Source organism: Nocardioides mesophilus (assembly GCF_014395785.1).
Taxonomy (GTDB): Bacteria; Actinomycetota; Actinomycetes; order Propionibacteriales; family Nocardioidaceae; genus Nocardioides_B; species Nocardioides_B mesophilus.
In genome coordinates, this window is sequence record NZ_CP060713.1 from 3,570,425 (window position 1) to 3,591,329 (window position 20,905).

Genomic DNA, 20,905 nt, shown 5'->3' on the forward strand with positions numbered 1-20,905 from the left:
CATGGACATCGACATGACGGTGCTGCGCGCACTCGAGCGCGAGAAGGAGATCTCCTTCGACATCCTCGTGGAGGCCATCGAGCAGGCCTTGCTGACGGCGTACCACAAGTCGCCCGGGCCCAGGACAAGGCGCGCGTGGTCCTGGACCGCAAGAGCGGCCACGTCACCGTGTTCGCCGCGGAGACCGACGAGGAGGGCGAGGTGGTCGGGGAGTACGACGACACCCCGGCCGGCTTCGGACGGATCGCGGCCACCACGGCGAAGCAGATCATCCTGCAGCGCCTGCGCGACGCCGAGGACGAGCTGCGCTTCGGCGAGTTCTCCGGCAAGGAGGGCGACATCGTCTCGGGCGTCATCCAGCAGGGTCGCGACCCGCAGGACGTCCTGGTCGACCTCGGCAAGCTCGAGGCGTCGCTGCCGGTGGCCGAGCGCGTGCCGGGGGAGACCTACGAGCACGGCGGCCGGCTCAAGGCCCTGGTGATCAGCGTCCGCAAGGGCATGCGCGGGCCGCAGGTGACGCTCTCGCGCTCCCACCCCAACCTGGTCAAGAAGCTGTTCGCCCTCGAGGTGCCCGAGATCGCCGACGGCACCGTGGAGATCTGCGCGATCGCGCGCGAGGCCGGGCACCGCACCAAGCTCGCGGTCCGCACCACGGTCCCGGGCGTCAACGCCAAGGGCTCGTGCATCGGGCCGATGGGGCAGCGGGTCCGCGCCGTCATGAGCGAGCTGCACGGCGAGAAGATCGACATCGTCGACTGGGCGGAGGACCCGGCCGAGATGGTCGCGCACGCGCTCTCCCCGGCCCGGGTGAGCAGCGTCGAGGTGGTCGACGCCGCGGCCCGCTCCGCGCGCGTGATCGTGCCCGACTACCAGCTCTCGCTGGCCATCGGCAAGGAGGGGCAGAACGCCCGGCTGGCCGCCCGGCTCACCGGCTGGCGCATCGACATCCGCTCCGACGAGGCCCCCGCGGAGCCGCCGGTGGCGCCTCCGCTGCGCTCCGGCAACGGCCCGGCCTGAGTCGGTTCGGACACGGACGCCGGAACGGGTAGACTGGTCGATGGTGGTCAGCCGTCCCGACCTCCAGGCGATGTAGACGTATGCCACACGAATCCGTCCGCACCTGTCTGGGTTGTCGCCAGCGGGCCGCCAGGCACGAGTTGCTGAGAGTCGTCGCCGTGGACGAGGGATCCGGCCTGATGGTCGTCCCGGACCCCGCGCGACGTCGTCCGGGCAGGGGAGCGCACCTGCACCCCACGCCCGAGTGTCTCGCCCTTGCGCTTCGCCGCCGAGCTTTCGCCCGGGCCCTCAGGGTCCCGGGGCCGCTCGCCAGCGATCCGCTGGAGAGGTACCTCGCCCGGCTCGGTCCGCAGAACCGCCCAGAAGCACAGCCGTGACACACCCCGTGCACGACCGACAAGAAATTGGAGCATCAGCTCATGAGCACTCGATGAGTACTTTCCGATGAGCATGCACACCAGCTAACGGTCCGCGCGCCCCATCCCGGGGCTCGGACCAGAAGGAGAAGCGTGGCTAAGGTCCGAGTCCACGAGCTCGCCAAAGAGCTCGGAGTCGAGAGCAAGGTCGTCCTGGCCAAGCTCAAGGAGATGGGAGAGTTCGTCAAGTCGGCGTCCTCCACCGTCGAACCCCCCGTCGTCAAGCGGTTCACCGAGCAGTTCGGTGCCGACCTGTCGTCCCAGGGTGCTGCCAAGAAAGCACCCGCCCGCAAGGCACCGGTCCCCGGGCCGGCAGCGCCTGCACCGACGTCCGCTCCTGCCGAGCAGGCGGCTCCGGCCGCTGCTCCCGCCGCGAGCGCGCCGAGTGTTGACGCCGCCGCCGCTCCGGCCGCCAAGGCCGGGCCGCGTCCCGGTCCGCGACCGGGGCCCCAGCAGCCGTCCGCCGAGGAGCCGGTCCCCGCGACGAGCCAGGAGAGCGTGGCCCCGGCCGCGCCCGCCGCTCCCGTGGAGCCGACCGAGGTGAGCGAGCCGTCCGCACCCGCGGCGCCCGCCGCCTCGGCCGCCCCCGGCGCGCCTACGCCGAAGGCACCGACCCCGGCGCCCCGTCCGGGCGCTCGCCCCGGCGCCCCGCGTCCGGGCAACAACCCGTTCTCCTCCACCCAGGGCATGGGCCGACGCCCCGCCCCGGGTCGTCCGGGTCCCAGCGCGACGCCCGACGCCGGTCCCGGCGACCGGCCCCCGCGCCCGCCCGCCGGTCGTGACGGTGCCCCCGGTGGCCGTCCCAGCCCCGGTGGTGCTCCCGGTGGCCGTCCGGGCATGCCGCGTCCCAACCCGGCGATGATGCCGAAGTCCCCGGCCGCCTTCGGTGGCGGACCCGGCGGTCGTCCCGGCCCCGGCCGTGGTGGGCCCGGTGGTACGGGTGCCGGTCGCGGTGGCGCACCCGGTCGTCCGGGCGCTCCCGCCCGCGGCGGTGCTCCCGGTGCCGGCGGCGCTCGTCCCGGCTTCGGCGGCGGTCCCGGCGGCGGTCGCCCCGGTGGCGGCGGTCGTCCCGGCCAGCGCGGCACGACCCAGGGTGCGTTCGGTCGCCCCGGCGGTCCGTCGCGTCGTGGTCGCAAGTCGAAGCGCGCGCGTCGTCAAGAGTTCGAGCAGATGCAGGCGCCGACCATCGGTGGCGTGCGCGTCCGCAAGGGTGACGGCGAGACCGTCAAGCTTCCCCGCGGCGCCTCGCTGACCGACTTCGCCGAGCGCATCGGCGTCGACCCCGCAGCGCTGGTGCAGATGCTGTTCTCGCTCGGCGAGATGGTGACCGCGACCGAGTCGGTCAACGACGAGACGTTCGAGCTGCTCGGTGACGAGCTGAACTACGTCGTCCAGGTCGTCTCCCCCGAGGACGAGGACCGCGAGCTGCTCGAGTCCTTCGACCTCGAGTTCGGGTCCGACGTGGGTGACGAGGGCGACCTCGTCGCCCGTCCGCCGGTCGTGACCGTCATGGGTCACGTCGACCACGGAAAGACCAAGCTCCTCGACGCGCTCCGCCAGGCCAACGTGGTCGCCAAGGAGGCCGGTGGGATCACCCAGCACATCGGTGCCTACCAGGTGGCCACCGAGGTCGACGGTGACGAGCGCAGGATCACCTTCATCGACACCCCGGGTCACGAGGCGTTCACCGCCATGCGTGCTCGTGGTGCGCAGGCCACCGACATCGCGGTGCTGGTCGTGGCCGCCGATGACGGCGTGATGCCGCAGACGGTCGAGGCGCTCAACCACGCCAAGGCCGCCGGCGTGCCGATCGTGGTCGCGGTGAACAAGATCGACGTGGAGGCCGCTGACCCGCAGAAGGTGCGTGGCCAGCTCAGCGAGTACGGCCTGGTCCCCGAGGAGTACGGCGGCGACACGATGTTCGTCGACGTCTCCGCGAAGGCCGAGCTCAACCTCGACGGGCTGCTCGAGGCGATCGTGCTGACCGCCGACGCGTCCCTGGACCTGCGGGCCAACCCCGACCAGGACGCCCAGGGCCTCGTGGTCGAGGCGCACCTCGACCGTGGCCGCGGCCCGGTGGCCACCGTGCTCGTGCAGCGCGGCACGCTCCGGGTCGGCGACTCGATCGTCGCCGGACCGGCGTACGGCCGGGTCCGCGCGATGCTCGACGAGTACGGCGAGAACATCGAGGCGGCCGACCCGTCGCGTCCGGCCATGGTGCTCGGACTGACCGCCGTCCCCGGCGCCGGTCAGAACTTCATCGTGGTCGACGACGACCGGATGGCCCGACAGATCGCCGAGAAGCGCGAGTCGCGTGAGCGGGCGGCCATGCAGGCCAAGCGTCGCGTGCGTCGGACGCTCGAGGACTTCATGGCCTCCATGGAGAAGGGCAAGAGCCAGGAGCTCAACCTGATCCTGAAGGGCGACGTGTCCGGCTCGGTCGAGGCTCTCGAGGACTCGCTGGCCAAGATCGACGTCGGCGACGAGGTCAACCTGCGGGTCATCGACCGCGGTGTCGGTGCGATCACCGAGACCAACGTCGACCTGGCCGCGGCCTCCGACGCCATCATCATCGGCTTCAACGTCCGGCCCCAGGGCAAGGCGACGGAGATGGCCGACAAGGAGGGCGTGGAGATCCGGTACTACTCGGTCATCTACCAGGCGATCGAGGAGATCGAGGCAGCGCTCAAGGGCATGCTCAAGCCGGAGTACGAAGAGGTCACCCTCGGCCAGGCCGAGATCCGTGAGATCTTCCGCTCCTCCAAGATCGGCAACATCGCCGGTTGCATGGTCACCAGCGGGGTCATCCGACGCAACGCCAAGGCCCGTCTCATCCGGGACGGCAACGTGGCCTCGGACAACCTGGACCTGTCGTCGCTGCGGCGCGAGAAGGACGACGTCACCGAGGTCCGCGAGGGCTTCGAGTGCGGTCTCACCCTGCGCGGCTACAACGACATCAAGCAGGGTGACGTGGTGGAGTGCTTCGAGATGCGCGAGATCCCGCGCGCCTGATCGACGGTGCGCCGGCCGGGCCGGCCGGGCAGGGCAGCGGGGCGATCCAGTCCCGCACGTGCCCGGCCCGGCGGCCCGGCGGCTTCCGTCCCGCCGACGTGCCCGGTCCTACCGGCCGGGCACGACGGCGGGCCACCTGACCTCGCGTCAGGCCGTCGCACCGGGGGACCGAACGACTGCAGCAGCAACCGGAACCAAGAAGAAGGCAGGGACTGACATGGCCAGCCCACGGGTCCGCAAGGTTGCGGACCGGATCCAGGTGATCGTCGCGGAGATGCTCGAGCGGCGGATCAAGGATCCGCGACTCGGGTTCGTGACCGTCACCGACGTCCGCGTCACCGGCGACACCCAGAACGCCTCGATCTTCTACACCGTCTTCGGCGAGGAGGACGAGGTCGCGGCCTCGGCCGTGGCCCTCGAGTCCGCCAAGGGGCTGATCCGCAGCGAGGTCGGCAAGCAGCTCGGCATGCGGCACACCCCGTCGCTGGAGTTCATCCACGACGCGCTGCCCGAGAACGCCCGGCACCTCGACGAGCTGCTCGCCCGGGCCCGCGAGTCCGATGCCGCGGTCGCCGCGGCCGCGGCGGGCAAGACCTACGCCGGCGAGTCCGACCCGTACCGCAAGCCCCACGAGCCCGACCCGCTCGACGACTCGCTCGACGACGACCTCCGGGCATGAGCGCTGCCGCCGGCTCCGGCCTGGTGGTCGTCGACAAGCCTGCCGGGCTGACCTCGCACGACGTCGTCGGCCGGGTCCGCCGGCTGGCCGGCACCCGCAAGGTCGGGCACGCCGGCACGCTGGACCCGATGGCCACCGGGGTCCTGCTGCTCGGGGTGGAGCGGGCGACCCGGCTGCTCGGGCACCTCATGCTGACCGAGAAGGCCTACGACGCGACGGTCCGGCTCGGCGCCGGCTCGAGCACCGACGACGCCGAGGGGCAGCTCGGCGAGCCGCTCTCCACCGCGCTGCTCACCGAGGACGACGTGCGCTCCGCCGCCGGCCGCTTCGTGGGTGCGCTGGAGCAGGTCCCCTCCGCGGTCTCGGCGATCAAGGTGGACGGGAAGCGGGCCTACGCGCGGGTGCGCGATGGCGAGGACGTCAACCTCCCCGCCCGCTCGGTCACCGTCCACGAGCTGCTGGTCACCGACGTGCGCCGCGACGGCCCCTGGGTCGACGTCGACCTCAGCGTGCGCTGCAGCAGCGGCACCTACATCCGCGCCATCGCGCGCGACCTCGGCGCCGCCCTCGGCGTCGGTGGCCACCTGACGGCGCTGCGCCGTACGGCGGTGGGGCCGTTCAGGCTCGATGAGGCACGCAGCCTCGAGCAGCTCGCCGAGACCTTCGAGGTGCTCGACCTGTCCGCCGCGGCGCGCCGCTGCTTCCCGTCGGTGGACCTCGGCGCCGACGACGCCCGCGCCGTCGGGTTCGGTCGTGCCCTCGCCATCGACCTCGGAGCCGAGGGACCGGTCGCCGTGTTCGACCCCGACGGCACCTTCCTGGCGCTCTACCGCCAGCAGGGCGAGAGCGCGGTCGCGGTCGCGGTCTTCGTCTCCTGAGCGTTCCGTGGCGCGGCGCGTGTGGCAGGCTTGCCGCCGTGAATGACGTGTGGCGCTCGCTCGACGACGTACCCGCCGACCTCGGCCGGACCGTCGTCACGGTCGGCAACTTCGACGGTGTGCACCTCGGTCACCAGCACGTGATCGCGCGGGCCGGCGAGCTGGCCCGGGAGCTCGGCGCGGACGGCGTCGTCGCGGTCATCTTCGAGCCGCACCCGATCGCGGTGCTGCGGCCCGAGCACGCGCCGCCGACGCTGACCACCGTGGACACCCGGGTCGACCTGCTCGTCGAGTCCGGCGTCGACGGGGTGCTGGTGCTCCCGTTCTCCCGCGAGGTGGCCGGCTGGAGCCCGGAGCGATTCGTCCGCGACGTCCTCGTCGACGCGCTGCACGCCCGGGCCGTCGTGGTCGGAGCCAACTTCCGGTTCGGCAACCGGGCGGCCGGAGACGTGGCCACGCTGCGCGAGCTGGGCGCCGAGCTCGACTTCGTCGCCGAGGGGATCGCCCTGGACGGCGGCCCGCAGGTGTGGTCCTCGACCTATGTCCGCAACTGCCTGTCCACCGGCGACGTGGAGGGGGCCGCGGAGGCGCTGGGGCGGCCGTTCACGGTCCGCGGCGTCGTGGTGGTCGGCGACAAGCGCGGCCGCGAGCTGGGCTACCCGACCGCCAACGTGCCCACCTCCGGGATGCAGTGCGCCCCGGCCGACGGCGTCTACGCGGGACGGCTGCTGCGCCTGGACACCGGCGAGCAGATGCCGGCCGCGATCAGCGTCGGCACGAACCCCACCTTCGCCGGCGAGCGGGAGCGCCGGGTCGAGTCCTACGTGCTGCCCGAGGCGGCGGGCGACGACCTCGACCTCTACGGCGTCGAGGTCGAGGTCGCGTTCGTGTCCCGGATCCGGGGGATGCTGCGCTTCGACTCCGTCGAGCAGCTGGTCGAGCAGATGGCCGACGACGTCCGGCGTACCCGCGCACGGCTCGTGGAGCAGCCCCGGTGAGGACCGGGGAGCGCGAGCACGCTCCCGGTTCGGACCGGGAGACGGTCGCCGCCACCTCCGCCTGGCTGGTGCGGCACGGGATGCCGTACTTCGTGCCGGAGGAGCGGGAGGCGGCACGCGCGGCGCTGCGCTCGCGGCGGACCAAGGTGCTCCTGGTGCTGCTCGTCCTCGTCGGCCTCGCTGCCGGGGTGCCCTCGGCGTTCGTCTCAGGCGACGCCTCGCTCGCCCCGGCCACGGTGATGCTGCTGCTCGGCGTCGCCGCGCTGGTCTACGGGCTCACCGCGCTGCGCGCGCGCCCGATCGCCACCTGGGCGGTCGCGCGCACCCTGGGCAGCCTGCGCCAGCTGCTGCCGCTGGCGACCCGGGCGCTGCCGCTGCTGCTGATCTTCGTCACCTTCCTGTTCATCAACGCGGAGGTGTGGCAGGTCTCCGCCACCCTCGACGGCGGCCTGCTCTGGATCACGGTGATGCTCTTCGCGCTGGTCGCGGCGGTGTTCCTGCTGGTGCGTCTGCCCGAGGAGCTCGACGGGATCCACGACCTCGGTCGCGACGAGCTGGTGGAGGCGTGCCGGCACACGCCGCTGGAGGGTCGCGTCGAGGAGGTCGTCGCGCAGACTGACCCGGCCGAGCTGCACGCCCTGACCCGCGTCGCCGGCTTCGAGCGGGCCAACCTGCTGCTGGTGCTGGTGATCGCGCAGGCGGTGCAGGTGCTGCTGCTCAGCCTGCTGGTCTTCGGGTTCTTCCTGCTCTTCGGGGCGCTCGTCATGGACGAGGTGGTGCAGGAGGCGTGGATCCAGGATTCGACCACCGGCGTGTCCTGGCTGCCGCACCTGACCGTCGAGCTCGTGCAGGTCTCGGTGTTCCTCGCCGCGTTCTCGGGGCTGTACTTCACCGTCTACGCGGTCACCGACGAGTCCTACCGGGACCAGTTCTTCGTCGAGGTCAGGCGCGAGCTCGACCGGGCGGTCGGCGTCCGCGCCGTCTACACCGCGGTCCGGCGCCGGTCCCCCTGACGAGTCGGCGCATCTGCAGGTCCCGGACCTGCCGAGTCGGCGCATCTGCAGGTGCCGGACCTGCCGAGTCGGCGCATCTGCAGGTGCCGGACCTGCCGAGTCGGCGCATCTGCAGGTCCCGATCCTGCCGAGTCGGCGCAACCGCATCCCTGACGGGTGCAGTTGCGCCGACTCGGCGGCCTTATGAGGTGCAGATGCGCCGACTCGGCCGGTTGTTGAGGTGCAGTTGCGCCGACTCGGCGGGCTTATGAGGTGCAGATGCGCCGACTCGGCCGGTTGTTGAGGTGCAGATGCGCCGACTCGGCGGTGGGGGTGGCGGTGGCGGTGGGGTCAGGCGTCGAGGTCCTTCTCGACCAGGGTGGCGATGGTGTCGACCGCCTGCTGGTCCTCCCCGCTCACCTCGACGCTGTCGCCCTGCTTGGCGCCGAGGGTCATGATCATCAGGGCCGAGGCCGCGTCGACCGGGTCGCCACCGGTCGTCGCCAGGGTCACCGACGAGCCGAGCTTGCCGGCCTCCTCCGCGATCAGTGCTGCGGGGCGGGCGTGCAGGCCGACTGCGGAGCCGACGGTCACGGTCTTGCTGGGCATGGAATCTCCTTTTAGATGGGTGAGCTTGCGGACAGTTGTGGGGAGGGGGCTCAGACCGGTGCGGCGAGCTCGTCGAGCTCCTCGATCTCTTCCTTGCTCTCGGTGAACTGCTTGAGCGCGATCACCGAGGCCGCGGCCACGACGACGCCGATGACCAGCGCCACCAGGAACCAGAGGACGTGGCCGACGGCGAACAGCACGAAGATGCCGCCGTGCGGAGCACGCAGGGTCACGTGCGCCGCCATCGAGAGCCCGCCGGTGATCGCGCTGCCGAGCATGATCGAGGGGATGACGCGCAGCGGGTCGGCCGCCGCGAACGGGATCGCGCCCTCGGTGATGAACGAGGCGCCCAGCAGCCACGCCGCCTTGCCGTTCTCGCGCTCCGGCTCGGTGAACAGCTGGGGGCGTACGGCGGTCGCCAGCGCCAGCGCCAGCGGCGGCACCATGCCGGCGAGCATCACCGCGGCCATGATCTGCAGCTGCGGGGCGTCCCCGGTGGCGGTCGCTGCCGCGGCGAGGCCCGTGGTCGCGAACAGGTAGGCGGTCTTGTTGAGCGGCCCACCCATGTCGAAGGCCATCATCAGCCCGAGCACGACGCCCAGCACGATGCCGGCGCCGCTCTCGGCCATGTTGGTCAGGCCGCTGTTGAGCGCGTCCATCAGCGCACCGAGCGGCTTGCCGAGGACGACCACCATCACCAGTCCCGCGAGCAGCGTGGTGAGCAGCGGGATGATCAGGACCGGCATCAGACCGCGCATCCAGGACGCGACCTTCCAGCGGGCGATCCAGAGCGCGATCACGCCGGCGAGCACGCCGCCGATGATGCCGCCGAGGAAGCCGGTCTGCGGGACGCCGAAGGCGCCGAGGTCGACCGCGATGGCACCCATCACGAAGCCCGGTGCGATCCCGGGGCGGTCGGCGATGGCGTAGGCAATGTAGCCGGCCAGTGCCGGCACCAGGAACTTGAACGCCGTCGCGCCGAGCATGAAGAACAGCGCGCCGATGTAGGCCAGGAACGGCGAGTCGAACAGCGCGTGCTCGAGACCGTTGGCCTTGAGGTCGGGGAGGTCGAAGATCGTGTTGTTCGTGACGATGTCCGCGGCCGGGGTGGTGATCTCGTAGCCGGCGAAGAGGAACGACAGCGCGATCAGCAGACCGCCGGCGGCGACGAACGGGATCATGTACGAGACCCCGGTCATCAGCACCCGGCGGATCCGCAGCCCCCAGGGCTCGTCCCCGGTGGCGATCCGGTGCTCGGTGCTGCCACGGCCCTCGCCGGCGCCCTCCACGCGCGGGGCGCTCGGGTCGTCAGCGTACCGCAGTGCCTCGGCGATCATCTCGTCGGCGTCGTCGATGGCGCGCTTGACCCCGGAGGCGACGACCGGCTTGCCGGCGAACCGGGACCGGTCGCGCACCCCGACGTCGGCGGCGAAGATCGCCGCCGCGGCGCCCGCGATCGTCTCGGGCGGCAGCGGCGTGGAGCCGGCGGATCCCTGGGTCTCGACGTGCATGTCGACGCCGGCCCGGACGGCGGCCGCCTCGAGCGACTCCGCAGCCATGTACGTGTGCGCGATGCCGGTCGGGCACGCGGTCACGGCGACGATGCTGCGTCGTGCCGCCGGGGCTGTGGTGGTGCCAGCCGGTACGCCGGTCGCCGGCGCATCGCCGCCGGTGGCGGTCGCGCCACCCGCGGCACCCGCAGCCGGGGGAGCGGCCGCAGCCGGCGGAGCGGCCGGCGCGCCGGTCGGCAGCGCGACCGTGCTGTCGATCAGCGCCACCACGTCGGCCGGGGTGGCCGCGGCCCGCAGGCCGTTGGTGAAGTCGGGCTTGACCAGCGCTCGGGCGAGCTGGGTCAGCACCTGCAGGTGGGTGGCGTCGCCGCCGGCCGGGGCCGCGATCAGGAAGGCCAGGTCGGCCGGCCCGTCCTTGGCGCCGAAGTCGGTGGGCGGGGAGAGCCGCGCGAACACGAGCGTGGGTACGTCGACGTGCTCGGTGCGGCAGTGCGGGATCGCGATCCCGCCGGGGAGGCCGGTCGACGAGGTGGCCTCACGGGCCAGGGCGTCGGCCGCCAGGCCTTCGACGTTGCCGGTGCGCCCGGCGGCCGCGGCGACGGCCGCAAGGCCGCGGATGACGTCGTGCTTGTCAGCTCCCAGGCTGACGTCGAGACGGACCAGCTCAGTGGTGATCATCGGATCGGACATCGGGTTCCTCAGGTTTCTGCCGGGACGGGCAGCTCGGCGAGGTCGACGAGCTCAGGGTGGAGGTGGTCGGGCGTGGGGATGGTGGTGCCGGGCAGCGCGGCCGCGGCGCTGCCGTAGGCGACGGCGAGCCGCAGGCACTCGGAGGGCGGTAGCTCGCGCAGCGACCCGAGCAGGAACCCGAAGAGGCTGGAGTCGCCGGCGCCGACGGTGCTGACCACGGTGGTGGGCGGCGGGGTGGCGTGCCAGGCGCCGTCGGCGGTGACCAGGACCGCGCCTCCGGCGCCCAGGGTGGCCAGCACGGACCGGACGCCCCGGTGCACCAGCACCCGGGCGGCCGCGGCGGCCGCGAGCGGGTCGGCCTCGATCTGCTCGGCGTCGCCGCCGGTGAGCGAGGCCAGCTCCTCGGCGTTGGGCTTGAGCAGGTCGGGGGCGGCGGTCTCGAGCCGGTCCGCGAGCGCGATCAGCGGCGCGTCGGAGGTGTCCACGGCGACCGGCACGCCGACCTGCTGCAGGTCGGCGACGACGTCGGCGTACCACTCCGGGGGAGTGCCCGGGGGCAGCGACCCGGCCAGCACCACCCAGCCGGCGCCGGCCGCACGCTGGTGCAGGGCCGCCCGCAGCCGGTCCAGCGACGCCGCGGTGACGGTCGCGCCGGGGGAGTTGATCTTGGTGGTGGTGCCGTCCGGCTCGGTCAGCGTGACGTTCATGCGCACGGCGCCGGCGGGGGGTTCGGGCCGGCAGTCGATGCCGTCACGCAGCAGCTCGTGCACGTAGGGATCGTCCTGCGCGGCGGGCATGACCGCAATGGTGGGCACCCCCGCGGCCACGGCGGCGCGAGAGATGTTGACGCCCTTGCCCGCGGACTGGGAGGTGACCGAGACCGCGCGCAGGACCGCCCCGCGCTCCAGCGGGGAGGCGAGCGCGATCGTGCGGTCGATGCTCGGGTTGGGGGTCAGCGTGACGATCATGCGACGACTACCTCGATGTCGATGTCGGTGAGGCTCTTCTGGTCCTCCGCCGAGATGCCGTCATCGGTGATGATCACGTCGATCTGGGAGAGGTCGGCGAACCGGACGGTGCTCTCGTGGCCGATCTTGGAGGAGTCGGTCAGGACGACCACGCGCTGGGCGCTGCAGACCATGGCGTGCTTGGCGGCGGCCTCGCTCTGGTCCGGGGTGCTGAGGCCGTGGCTCAGGGAGAGCCCGTTGGTGCCGACGAAGGCGATGTCGGCGCGGATCCGGTCGAGCGCGGCGACGGTCTCCTCGCCGACCGCCGCCTGCGTCGTGCGGCGCACCCGGCCGGGGAGCAGATGCAGCTCGACGTTGCCGCGGCCGGCGAGCCGGCTGGCGATCGGCACCGCGTTGGTGAAGACGGTGAAGGAGACGTCGAGCGGCAGCAGGCCGGCGAGCCGCGCGGTCGTAGTGCCGGCGTCGAGCAGCAGGCTGCCGCCGGCGCGGGGCAGGAACTCGACGGCGGCGGAGGCCACCCGGTCCTTGCGCTCGCCGTGGGTCAGGTCGCGCTCGGAGACGGCGAGCTCGAGGACGGAGAGCGACGCTGCGGGGATTGCGCCGCCGTGCACGCGGCGTACGATGCCAGCACGCTCCAGCGTGGACAGGTCGCGCCGCACCGTCTCCGTGGTGACCATGAACCGGTCGGCGAGCTCGTTGACCGAGAGCCGTCCGCGCTGGGAGAGCAGGTCGGCGATGGCCTGCTGTCGTTCCTCGGCATACACGGCGGCCCCTCTGGCTCAGATTCTTCGTGTCTGTTGTTTTACGCCCGAATATGTTGACTGTCAAGAGTTGCCGCGGTTTACTTTCCTCATGACGCAGATCACTTCCGGAGCCGCTGCCACCTCCGACACGTTGCAGGGCACCCCCGTGGTTCCCGGGGTCGCCTTCGGCCCCGTGGTCGTGGCCACCACCGAGATCTCGCCGGACGCGATCGCCGCGTTCGAGCAGCAGGACCTCTCCGCCGACGACGCGACCGAGCGGCTCGACGCCGCCGTCGGCGTGGTGGCGCAGCGGCTCGCCGACCGGGCGGCCTCCACCGAGGGCTCGGCGGCCGAGGTGCTCGCCGCGACCGCCGGGCTCGCCCGCGACCGGGGCCTCCGCTCGGCCGTCGTGGGCCGGCTCGGACAGGGCACCGGGCTGCTCGCCGCGGTGGCCGAGAGCGTCGAGCAGTTCGCCGAGCTGTTCACCCAGATGGGCGGCGTGATGGCCGAGCGGGTCACCGACCTGCGCGACCTCGGCCGCCGGCTGACCTCGGAGATCGTCGGCGAGCCGGAGCCCGGCGTACCCACCCCCGAGGTGCCCTCGGTGCTGGTCGCCGAGGACCTCGCCCCCGCCGACACCGCCCTGCTCGACGGCACCCTCGTGCTCGCCCTGGTGACGGAGCGTGGCGGCCCGACCAGCCACACGGCGATCATCGCGCGTCAGCTCGGCATCCCCTGCGTGGTCGCCGTGCCGGGGGCGCTCGGCCTGCGTTCCGGCAGCCAGGTGCTCGTCGACGGCGTCTCCGGGGTGATCGAGGTCGACCCCGACCCCACGGACGCCGCGGAACGAGTGGCCCGCGCCGAGCAGCGCCGCGCCCTCCTCGAGGCCTGGACCGGGCCGGCCGCCACCAGCGACGGCACCGCGGTCAAGGTGCTGGCCAACGTCGCGGACCGGGCCTCGGCCCAGCACGCCGCGCAGGCCCCGGTGGAGGGCAGCGGGCTGTTCCGCACCGAGCTGTGCTTCCTCAACCGCAAGGACGAGCCGTCGGTGGAGGAGCAGGCCGAGCTGTACGGCGGCGTGCTCACTGCGTTCGGCCCGGACCGGACGGTCGTGGTGCGCACGCTCGACGCCGGCTCGGACAAGCCGGTGGCCTTCGCGACGCTCGCGGGGGAGGAGAACCCGGCCCTCGGGGTGCGGGGGCTCCGGCTCTCCTTCGGCAACCCCGGGCTGCTCGAGCGGCAGCTCGACGCCATCGCGATGGCTGCCGAGCAGACCGGCACCCGGCCCTGGGTGATGGCGCCGATGGTGGCCACCGTCGAGGAGGCGAGGGCGTTCGCCGAGCAGGTCCGCGGGCGCGGGCTGCCGGCCGGGGTGATGGTGGAGGTGCCCAGCGCCGCGCTGCTGGCGCACCGGTTCCTCGAGGTCGTGGACTTCCTCTCGATCGGCACCAACGACCTGACCCAGTACACGATGGCCGCGGACCGGATGGCCGCGGACCTGGCGCACCTGACCGACCCGTGGCAGCCGGCCGTGCTGGCGCTCGTCGCAATCACCGCCGAGGCCGGCCGGCAGGCGGGCAAGCCGGTGGGGGTCTGCGGCGAGGCGGCGGCGGACCCGCTGCTCGCCACCGCCCTGGTGGGGATGGGGGTGACCTCGTTGTCGATGGCCTCGGCCGCCGTCCGTCCGGTCGGGGCGCAGCTCGCCGAGGTCTCCATGGACGTCTGCGAGCAGGCCGCCGAGGTGGCGCTCGCGGCGGTCGACCCGGCCGCCGGCCGCGACGCGGTGCGGGCGCTCATCGCGCCGGCCTGATCGCGGGGCGACCGGCTGCGCGGCGGGGCGAGCGCCGGGGTCAGCAGGCGCTCAGCGTCACCGGGGTCCCGTTGAGCACGGCGTTGCCGCTGACGTCGAGGCGCTCGGGGTCGGTGAGGTCGTTGATCGACGCCCCGGGCAGCGCGGTGGCGCCCGCCATCAGCACGCCCGCGCGCCGGTGCCCGTAGCCGTGCGGGAGGCTGACCACCCCCGGCATCATCGTCGTGCTCGCGCTGACCTCGACCTCGACCGAGCCGACCCGTGAGCTCACCCGGACGGTGCTGCCGTCGAGGAGGCCGCGCGCGGCCAGGTCGTCGGGGTGGGCCAACAGCTGGTGGCGTGGCCGGCCGCGGGTGAGCCGCTCGGCGTTGTGCATCCAGGAGTTGCAGTCACGCTGGTGCCGCCGCCCGATCAGCAGCAGCGTGTCGGGATCCGGCGCGGGTGCCGCCTCCAGCCGGGCCAGGTCGTCGAGCACGAGCGGCTGCGCGAGGTCGATCCGCTTCCCCGGCGTCTGCAGCCGCTCGGGCAGGTGCGGCTCCAGCGGCCCGAGGTCGAGCCCGTCGGGGGCGGCCCGCAGCCGCCGCAAAGAGAGCCGGCGCTCGCCGGTGCGCAGCAGCAGGTCGAGGGTGCGGGTGGGGGAGAGCCGCATCCGGGCGGCCCGGACCAGCCGCGCGCGCAGCGGCGGGCGGCCCGCCGAGCGCCGGGCGGTGCGCAGGGTGAGCTCGCGGTAGATCTCCCAGTCGTGCATCGCCCCCTCCGGCTTGGGCAGCACCGCCGGGGTGAACCGGGCGGTGTCGCGGACGGCCAGTGCGTGGAAGACGAGGTCGTAGTGGTCACGCTCGAGGGCGGTCGTCGGCGGCAGGATGACGTCGGCGTGCCGGGTGGTCTCGTTGACGTAGACGTCCACGGCGACCATGAAGTCGAGCCCGGCCAGCGCCCGGTCGAGCCGGTCGCCGCCGGGCGTCGAGGAGACCGGGTTGCCGGCGACCGTGACGAGCGTCCGCACCTGCCCCTCGCCCGGGGTGAGGATCTCGTCGGCCAGCGTGGCGACCGGCAGCTCTCCGGAGAACTCCGGCAGGCTGCGCACCCGGCTGCGCCACAGCCCGTGGTGCCCGCGGCCGAACAGGCGACGGCCGACCACGTCCACGGCCGGTCGGGTGAGCATCACCCCGCCCGGCCGGTCCAGGTTGCCGGTGACGGCGTTGAGCACCTGCACGGCCCACTGGCTGACCAGGCCGAACTCCTGCACCGAGACGCCGACCCGGCCGTAGACCGCTGCGGCGTCGGCGGCGGCGAGCTCGTGCGCGATCCGCCGGACCTCGGACGCGGCCAGGCCGCTGCGGCTCTCGGCCCGCTCCGGCGTGAACGGCTCGACGGCCCGGCGTACGGCGTCCAGGCCGTCGACGTACGGCGCCGGCCGCTCCCCTCCCTCTCCGAGGATCACGTGCAGCAGCGCGAGCAGCACGAACGCGTCCGAGCCCGGCCGGACGAAGTGGTGCTCGTCGGCGACCCGGGCGGTCTCGGTGTGCCGGGGGTCGAGCACCACCATCCGGCCGCCGCGCGCGTGCAGCTCGCGGACCCGGTTCGGGAAGTCCGGGGCGGTCATCAGGCTGCCGTTGGAGGCCATCGGGTTGGCGCCGAGCACCAGGAAGTAGCTGGTCCGGTCCAGGTCCGGCACCGGCAGCAGCAGCTGGTGCCCGTAGAGGAGGTGGGCCACGAGCTGGTGCGGCAGCTGGTCGACGGAGGTGGCGGAGTAGGTGTTGCGGGTGCGCAGCGACCTCACCATCGCGGTGCCGTGGGTCATCGACCCGAGGCTGTGCACGTTGGGGTTGCCGAGGTAGACCCCCACCGCGTCCCGGCCGTGATCGCGCGCGGTGCCGGCGAGGCGGTCCGCGACGAGGTCGAGCGCCTCGTCCCAGCCGAGCTCCTGCCAGCCGTCGGCGGTGCGGCGCACGGGGTGGCGCAGCCGGTGGGGGTCCTCGTGCAGGTCCGGCAACGCGAGCGCCTTGGGGCAGACGTGCCCCCGCGAGAGCGGGTCGGCGGGGTTGCCGCGCACGCCGCTCACCCGGCCGTCCTCGACGGTGAGCAGCAGGCCGCAGATGGCCTCGCAGAGGTTGCACACGCCGTGCACGGTGCCGGACCGGTTCGCCATGCCGTCAGTCTCGCACCCCGACGGCCCCCGACGGCCTCCCGCCGGAGCCCGCCCGGGGGGTCGCGGGGCAGAGCCGCGGGCCCGCGCCGATTGGCAGTTCCCGCAGGTCCTGGGCTAACCTGGATCGGTTGCCCCGCCGCACCTGGACGGGGTGGCATCACCACCTTGCCGTGAAACGGCCGCGGATCGAGAGTGCCCGGGTGAACAGGCCCCGGCGCGCCGCGCAACACGAGACCGAAGGGAGCTACGCGTGGCCACTGGTACCGACGCGGAGACCAAGAAGAAGATCATCGCCGAGTATGCAACGACCGAGGGCGACACCGGCTCGCCGGAAGTCCAGGTCGCGCTGCTCACGCACCGGATCGCTCACCTGACCGAGCACCTCAAGGAGCACAAGCACGACCACCACAGCCGTCGTGGTCTGCTGCTCCTGGTCGGCCAGCGCCGTCGCCTTCTGAACTACATGCAGAAGGAAGACATCAACCGTTACCGCTCGATGATCGAGCGGCTCGGCCTGCGCCGTTGATCCACCTGTGACGTAGATGTCGCAGCGGGCGGCACCTCGACTCCGGGGTGTCGCCCCTGTCACATCCGGCACCCGACCTCGCTAGGGTCGGACGTGACAACTGAACAGAGAAGAACACATCAAGTTGGAGCGACCGCGGACGTCTGAGCCCGGTCCTCGGTAGTGGCTCTCGGTTCCGCCGCGTCCCCCGCACAGTGCTGGGGGTACGCCGGAGCGTGGGCCTCGATCGAAGACCGGCCCCACCGAAGGCGCCCCCGCGTGATCGCTCCGCGACACAAGGAAGGGACACCCATGGAGGGACCCGAGATCTACGCTGTCGAAACCGTGATCGACAACGGTTCGCACGGACAGCGCACCGTCAAGTTCGAGACCGGGCTGCTGGCCCGGCAGGCCGCCGGATCGGTGACTGCCTACCTCGACGACGACACCATGCTGCTGTCGGCCACCACGGCCGGCAAGCACCCCAAGGAACACTTCGACTTCTTCCCCCTCACGATCGACGTGGAGGAGCGGATGTACGCCGCGGGCCGGATCCCCGGCTCGTTCTTCCGGCGCGAGGGCCGGCCGTCCGAGGACGCCATCCTCACCTGCCGGCTGATCGACCGACCGCTGCGCCCGACCTTCAAGAAGGGTCTGCGCAACGAGGTCCAGGTCGTCATCACGGTGCTGGCGCTCGACCCGAACACCCCGTACGACGTGCTCGCCATCAACGCCGCCTCGCTCTCCACCCAGATCTCCGGCCTGCCGTTCTCCGGCCCGGTCGGCGGCACCCGGGTGGCGCTGATCGACGGCCAGTGGGTGGCCTTCCCGACCCACAGCCAGCTCGAGAACGCCGTCTTCGACATGGTCGTGGCCGGTCGGGTCACCGACACCGGCGACGTCGCGATCATGATGGTCGAGGCCGAGTCCACCGAGCAGACGTGGAACCTCGTGCAGTCCGGCGTCCAGGCGCCGACCGAGGAGGTCGTGGCCGGTGGCCTCGACGCCGCCAAGCCGGTCATCAAGCAGCTGTGCGAGGCGCAGGCCGAGCTGGCCAAGCAGGCCGCCAAGCCGATCCAGGAGTTCCCGGTCTTCCTCGACTACGAGGACGACGTCTACGCCGCCGTGGAGAGCGCCGCGAGCGCCGACCTGGCGCCGGCGCTGGCCGTCACCGGCAAGCTCGAGCGCGAAGCAGCCCTCGACGCGGTCAAGGAGGACGTGCTGGCCAAGGTCGGCGCGGACTTCGAGGGTCGCGAGAAGGAGATCGGCGCCGCGTTCCGGTCGCTGACCAAGAAGCTGGTCCGCGAGCGCGTGCTGCGCGACAAGGTCCGCATGGACGGCCGCGGCCTGAGCGACATCCGGACGCTGTCGGCCGAGGTCGGCGTGATCCCGCGCGTGCACGGCTCGGCGCTTTTCGAGCGCGGCGAGACCCAGATCCTGGGCGTCACCACGCTGAACATGCTGACCATGGAGCAGAAGCTCGACACCCTCTCCCCGGAGAAGAGCCGCCGCTACCTGCACAACTACAACTTCCCGCCCTACTCGACCGGTGAGACCGGCCGGGTGGGCTCGCCGAAGCGGCGCGAGATCGGCCACGGTGCGCTGGCCGGCCGGGCGCTGGTGCCGGTGCTGCCGACCCGCGAGGAGTTCCCCTACGCGATCCGTCAGGTCTCCGAGGCCATGGGCTCCAACGGGTCCACCTCGATGGGCTCGGTCTGCGCCTCGACGCTGTCGCTGCTGCAGGCGGGCGTGCCGCTGAAGGCACCGGTCGCGGGCATCGCGATGGGCCTGATCTCCGGTGAGGTCGACGGCGAGACGGTCTACGTCGCGCTGACCGACATCCTCGGGGCCGAGGACGCCTTCGGCGACATGGACTTCAAGGTCGCCGGCACCCCGGACTTCGTCACCGCCCTCCAGCTCGACACCAAGCTCGACGGCATCCCCGCCGACGTGCTGGCGGCGGCGCTGAACCAGGCCAAGGACGCTCGGACCGCGATCCTCGAGGTGATGGCCGAGGCCATCGACACCCCGGGCGAGATGTCGCTCAACGCGCCGCGGATCATCACGGTGAAGATCCCGGTCGACAAGATCGGTGAGGTGATCGGCCCCAAGGGCAAGATGATCAACCAGATCCAGGACGACACCGGTGCGCAGATCAGCATCGAGGACGACGGCACCATCTACATCGGTGCCACCAACGGCGAGTCCGCCGAGGCCGCCCGCTCGATCATCAACGGCATCGCGAACCCGACGATGCCCGAGGTCGGCGAGCGCTACCTCGGCACGGTCGTGAAGACGACCAACTTCGGCGCGTTCGTCTCGCTGCTGCCCGGCAAGGACGGCCTGCTGCACATCAGCAAGCTGCGCGCGCTGGCCGGCGGCAAGCGTGTCGAGGCCGTCGAGGACGTCTTGTCCGTGGGCCAGAAGGTCCAGGTCGAGATCGGCGAGATCGACGACCGGGGCAAGCTGTCGCTGATCCCGGTGGTCGAGGAGTCCGCGGCTCCGGCCGGCGACGCCGACGACGCTGGCGACGCCGGCGACTCGGAGTAGTCCGGACCTCGTTGACGATCTCGGCTGCACTGCAGAAGCCCGGCACGACCCGCACCCTCCTGACCGATGAGGAGGGAGGACTGGTGCGACGCACCGTCCTCCCCGGGGGGTTGCGGGTCGTGACCGAGGCGATGCCCGGCGTCCGCTCCGCCGCCGTCGGCGTGTGGGTGGGCGTCGGGTCCCGGGACGAGTCCCCGACCCTGTCGGGCGCCTCCCACTTCCTCGAGCACCTGCTCTTCAAGGGCACCTCGTCGCGCTCGGCGCTCGACATCTCGGTGTCGCTGGACGAGGTGGGCGGTGAGTTCAACGCCTTCACCGCCAAGGAGTACACCTGCTTCCACGCGCGGGTCCTCGACCAGGACCTGCCGCTCGCGGTGGACGTGCTCGGCGACATGATCACCTCCTCGTCGATCACCGCCGAGGACGTCGAGGCCGAGCGTGAGGTGATCCTCGACGAGATCGCCATGCACGACGACGATCCCGACGACGTGGTGCACAACCTCTGGGCCACGCAGGCCTGGGGCTCCTCGCCGCTGGGCCGGCCGATCGCGGGGACGGTCGAGTCGATCCGGGCGCTCACCCGCGCCCAGATCACCCGCTACTACCGCTCGCGTTACGCGCCGGAGAACATGGTGGTCGCGGTCGCCGGGAACCTCGAGCACGCGGAGGTCGTCCGGATGGTGCGCAAGGCGTTCGGCCGGGGCAGCTTCCTCGCCGACACGAGCGTGCGGCCGGCCCCGGTACGCCGCGGCGTGCGGGCCCGCCGCAGCACCACCGGCGAGGTCGTGGTCAACCGGCCCTTCGAGCAGGTGAACCTGGTGCTCGGCGTCGACGCGATCACCCGCACCGACGAGCGCCGCTACGCCCTCGGCGTGCTCAATGCCGCGCTGGGGGCAGCACCTCCTCCCGGCTGTTCCAGGAGGTCCGCGAGCAGCGCGGGCTGGCCTACTCGGTCTACTCCTACGCCGCCCACTACGCCGACGCCGGCGCCTTCGCGGTGTCGGTCGGCTGCCTGCCCTCGAAGGTCGACGACGTGCTGGGCGTGGTCCGCACCGAGCTCGAGCGGCTGGCCACCCACGGGATCAGCGCCGAGGAGCTGCAACGTGGCAAGGGCCAGATGCGCGGGGGCCTGGTGCTCGGCCTGGAGGACTCCGTCTCCCGGATGGCACGGGTGGCGAAGGCCGAGCTGCTCTACGACGAGCTGCCCAGCATCGACGAGGTGATCCGCCGCGTCGACGACGTCACCCTCGACGATGTGCAGACGTTGGCCCGGCAGCTGTTCAGCCAGCGGCAGACGCTGGCCGTGGTCGGCCCGTTCGACGCCGTCCCCTCCCGCTCGTCCGCGTCTTGAGCACCCACTAGGTTGGGCGCCGTG

Annotated in this window: 15 protein-coding genes and 2 pseudogenes; 12 read left to right on the forward strand and 5 right to left on the reverse strand. The window is 72.5% G+C overall.

Features of this window, described 5'->3' with window-relative positions; all coding sequences use genetic code 11:
* The first annotated feature begins 1 nt into the window (after position 1).
* The 7 genes and pseudogenes from nusA to H9L09_RS17190 all read left to right on the forward strand — a co-directional run bounded on the left by nusA (position 2) and on the right by H9L09_RS17190 (position 8,013).
* Positions 2 to 1,017 (forward strand): annotated as a pseudogene (gene nusA / locus H9L09_RS17160) (transcription termination factor NusA).
* A gap of 80 nt (positions 1,018 to 1,097) precedes the next feature.
* A complete protein-coding gene (locus H9L09_RS17165; protein ID WP_187578046.1) occupies positions 1,098 to 1,394 on the forward strand; it encodes a YlxR family protein in 297 nt (98 codons plus the stop codon).
* Positions 1,395 to 1,526: 132 nt separating this feature from the next.
* On the forward strand, positions 1,527 to 4,445 hold the full coding sequence (infB, locus tag H9L09_RS17170; RefSeq protein WP_187578047.1) for a translation initiation factor IF-2: 2,919 nt from the start codon (positions 1,527 to 1,529) through the stop codon (positions 4,443 to 4,445).
* A 217-nt stretch (positions 4,446 to 4,662) separates the two neighbouring features.
* On the forward strand, positions 4,663 to 5,124 hold the full coding sequence (gene rbfA / locus H9L09_RS17175) for a 30S ribosome-binding factor RbfA (RefSeq protein ID WP_187578048.1): 462 nt from the start codon (positions 4,663 to 4,665) through the stop codon (positions 5,122 to 5,124).
* Entirely contained in the window at positions 5,121 to 6,002 is an 882-nt protein-coding gene (gene truB / locus H9L09_RS17180) for a tRNA pseudouridine(55) synthase TruB (protein ID WP_187578049.1), read from the forward strand. Before rbfA ends, truB begins: the two co-directional genes overlap by 4 nt.
* A 38-nt stretch (positions 6,003 to 6,040) precedes the next feature.
* Entirely contained in the window at positions 6,041 to 7,000 is a 960-nt protein-coding gene (locus H9L09_RS17185; RefSeq protein ID WP_246456084.1) for a bifunctional riboflavin kinase/FAD synthetase, read from the forward strand.
* The gene (locus H9L09_RS17190) at positions 6,997 to 8,013 is read left to right on the forward strand and encodes a hypothetical protein (RefSeq protein WP_223164103.1); all 1,017 of its coding nucleotides are present in this window, start codon (positions 6,997 to 6,999) and stop codon (positions 8,011 to 8,013) included. Before H9L09_RS17185 ends, H9L09_RS17190 begins: the two co-directional genes overlap by 4 nt.
* A 330-nt stretch (positions 8,014 to 8,343) precedes the next feature.
* Here the strand turns inward: H9L09_RS17190 and H9L09_RS17195 are convergent, their stop codons facing one another.
* The 4 genes from H9L09_RS17195 to H9L09_RS17210 are packed head-to-tail and all read right to left on the reverse strand — an operon-like array spanning position 8,344 to position 12,534.
* Complete coding sequence (locus H9L09_RS17195) at positions 8,344 to 8,601, reverse strand: HPr family phosphocarrier protein (RefSeq protein WP_187578050.1); 258 nt, start codon at positions 8,599 to 8,601, stop codon at positions 8,344 to 8,346.
* A gap of 50 nt (positions 8,602 to 8,651) precedes the next feature.
* Entirely contained in the window at positions 8,652 to 10,802 is a 2,151-nt protein-coding gene (locus H9L09_RS17200) for a PTS fructose transporter subunit IIABC (RefSeq protein WP_187578051.1), read from the reverse strand.
* 8 nt (positions 10,803 to 10,810) lie between these two features.
* Complete coding sequence (locus H9L09_RS17205) at positions 10,811 to 11,770, reverse strand: 1-phosphofructokinase family hexose kinase (protein ID WP_187578052.1); 960 nt, start codon at positions 11,768 to 11,770, stop codon at positions 10,811 to 10,813.
* On the reverse strand, positions 11,767 to 12,534 hold the full coding sequence (locus H9L09_RS17210; RefSeq protein WP_187578053.1) for a DeoR/GlpR family DNA-binding transcription regulator: 768 nt from the start codon (positions 12,532 to 12,534) through the stop codon (positions 11,767 to 11,769). Before H9L09_RS17210 ends, H9L09_RS17205 begins: the two co-directional genes overlap by 4 nt.
* An 88-nt stretch (positions 12,535 to 12,622) precedes the next feature.
* On the opposite strand from H9L09_RS17210, the gene ptsP reads away from it, so the two are divergent.
* Positions 12,623 to 14,323, forward strand: coding sequence for a phosphoenolpyruvate--protein phosphotransferase (ptsP, locus tag H9L09_RS17215; RefSeq protein WP_187578054.1), 1,701 nt, complete (start codon positions 12,623 to 12,625; stop codon positions 14,321 to 14,323).
* Positions 14,324 to 14,363: 40 nt separating this feature from the next.
* Here ptsP and H9L09_RS17220 read toward each other — a convergent pair whose 3' ends face one another.
* Positions 14,364 to 16,475: a molybdopterin-dependent oxidoreductase gene (locus tag H9L09_RS17220; protein ID WP_187578055.1), complete on the reverse strand. Its 2,112-nt coding sequence runs from the start codon at positions 16,473 to 16,475 to the stop codon at positions 14,364 to 14,366.
* A gap of 250 nt (positions 16,476 to 16,725) precedes the next feature.
* Here H9L09_RS17220 and rpsO point away from each other — a divergent pair, with 250 nt between their 5' ends.
* From rpsO to H9L09_RS22285, 4 genes and pseudogenes are all read left to right on the forward strand, one after another.
* On the forward strand, positions 16,726 to 17,001 hold the full coding sequence (gene rpsO, locus H9L09_RS17225; RefSeq protein ID WP_187578056.1) for a 30S ribosomal protein S15: 276 nt from the start codon (positions 16,726 to 16,728) through the stop codon (positions 16,999 to 17,001).
* Positions 17,002 to 17,292: 291 nt separating this feature from the next.
* Entirely contained in the window at positions 17,293 to 19,530 is a 2,238-nt protein-coding gene (locus H9L09_RS17230) for a polyribonucleotide nucleotidyltransferase (protein ID WP_187578057.1), read from the forward strand.
* Positions 19,531 to 19,661: 131 nt separating this feature from the next.
* Positions 19,662 to 20,587 (forward strand): annotated as a pseudogene (locus H9L09_RS17235) (M16 family metallopeptidase); the annotation flags it as partial.
* Between the two features lie 114 nt (positions 20,588 to 20,701).
* A complete protein-coding gene (locus H9L09_RS22285; protein WP_246456576.1) occupies positions 20,702 to 20,881 on the forward strand; it encodes a hypothetical protein in 180 nt (59 codons plus the stop codon).
* The last annotated feature ends 24 nt before the right edge of the window (positions 20,882 to 20,905 follow it).

Coding starts and splice junctions, on each gene's coding strand:
- H9L09_RS17165 (WP_187578046.1), top strand. CDS start 1,098: ATGCCACACGAATCCGTCCGCACCTGTCTGGGTTGTCGCCAGCGGGCC.
- rbfA (WP_187578048.1), top strand. CDS start 4,663: ATGGCCAGCCCACGGGTCCGCAAGGTTGCGGACCGGATCCAGGTGATC.
- truB (WP_187578049.1), top strand. CDS start 5,121: ATGAGCGCTGCCGCCGGCTCCGGCCTGGTGGTCGTCGACAAGCCTGCC.
- H9L09_RS17195 (WP_187578050.1), bottom strand. CDS start 8,601: ATGCCCAGCAAGACCGTGACCGTCGGCTCCGCAGTCGGCCTGCACGCC.
- H9L09_RS17200 (WP_187578051.1), bottom strand. CDS start 10,802: ATGTCCGATCCGATGATCACCACTGAGCTGGTCCGTCTCGACGTCAGC.
- H9L09_RS17205 (WP_187578052.1), bottom strand. CDS start 11,770: ATGATCGTCACGCTGACCCCCAACCCGAGCATCGACCGCACGATCGCG.
- ptsP (WP_187578054.1), top strand. CDS start 12,623: ATGACGCAGATCACTTCCGGAGCCGCTGCCACCTCCGACACGTTGCAG.
- H9L09_RS17220 (WP_187578055.1), bottom strand. CDS start 16,475: ATGGCGAACCGGTCCGGCACCGTGCACGGCGTGTGCAACCTCTGCGAG.
- H9L09_RS17230 (WP_187578057.1), top strand. CDS start 17,293: ATGGAGGGACCCGAGATCTACGCTGTCGAAACCGTGATCGACAACGGT.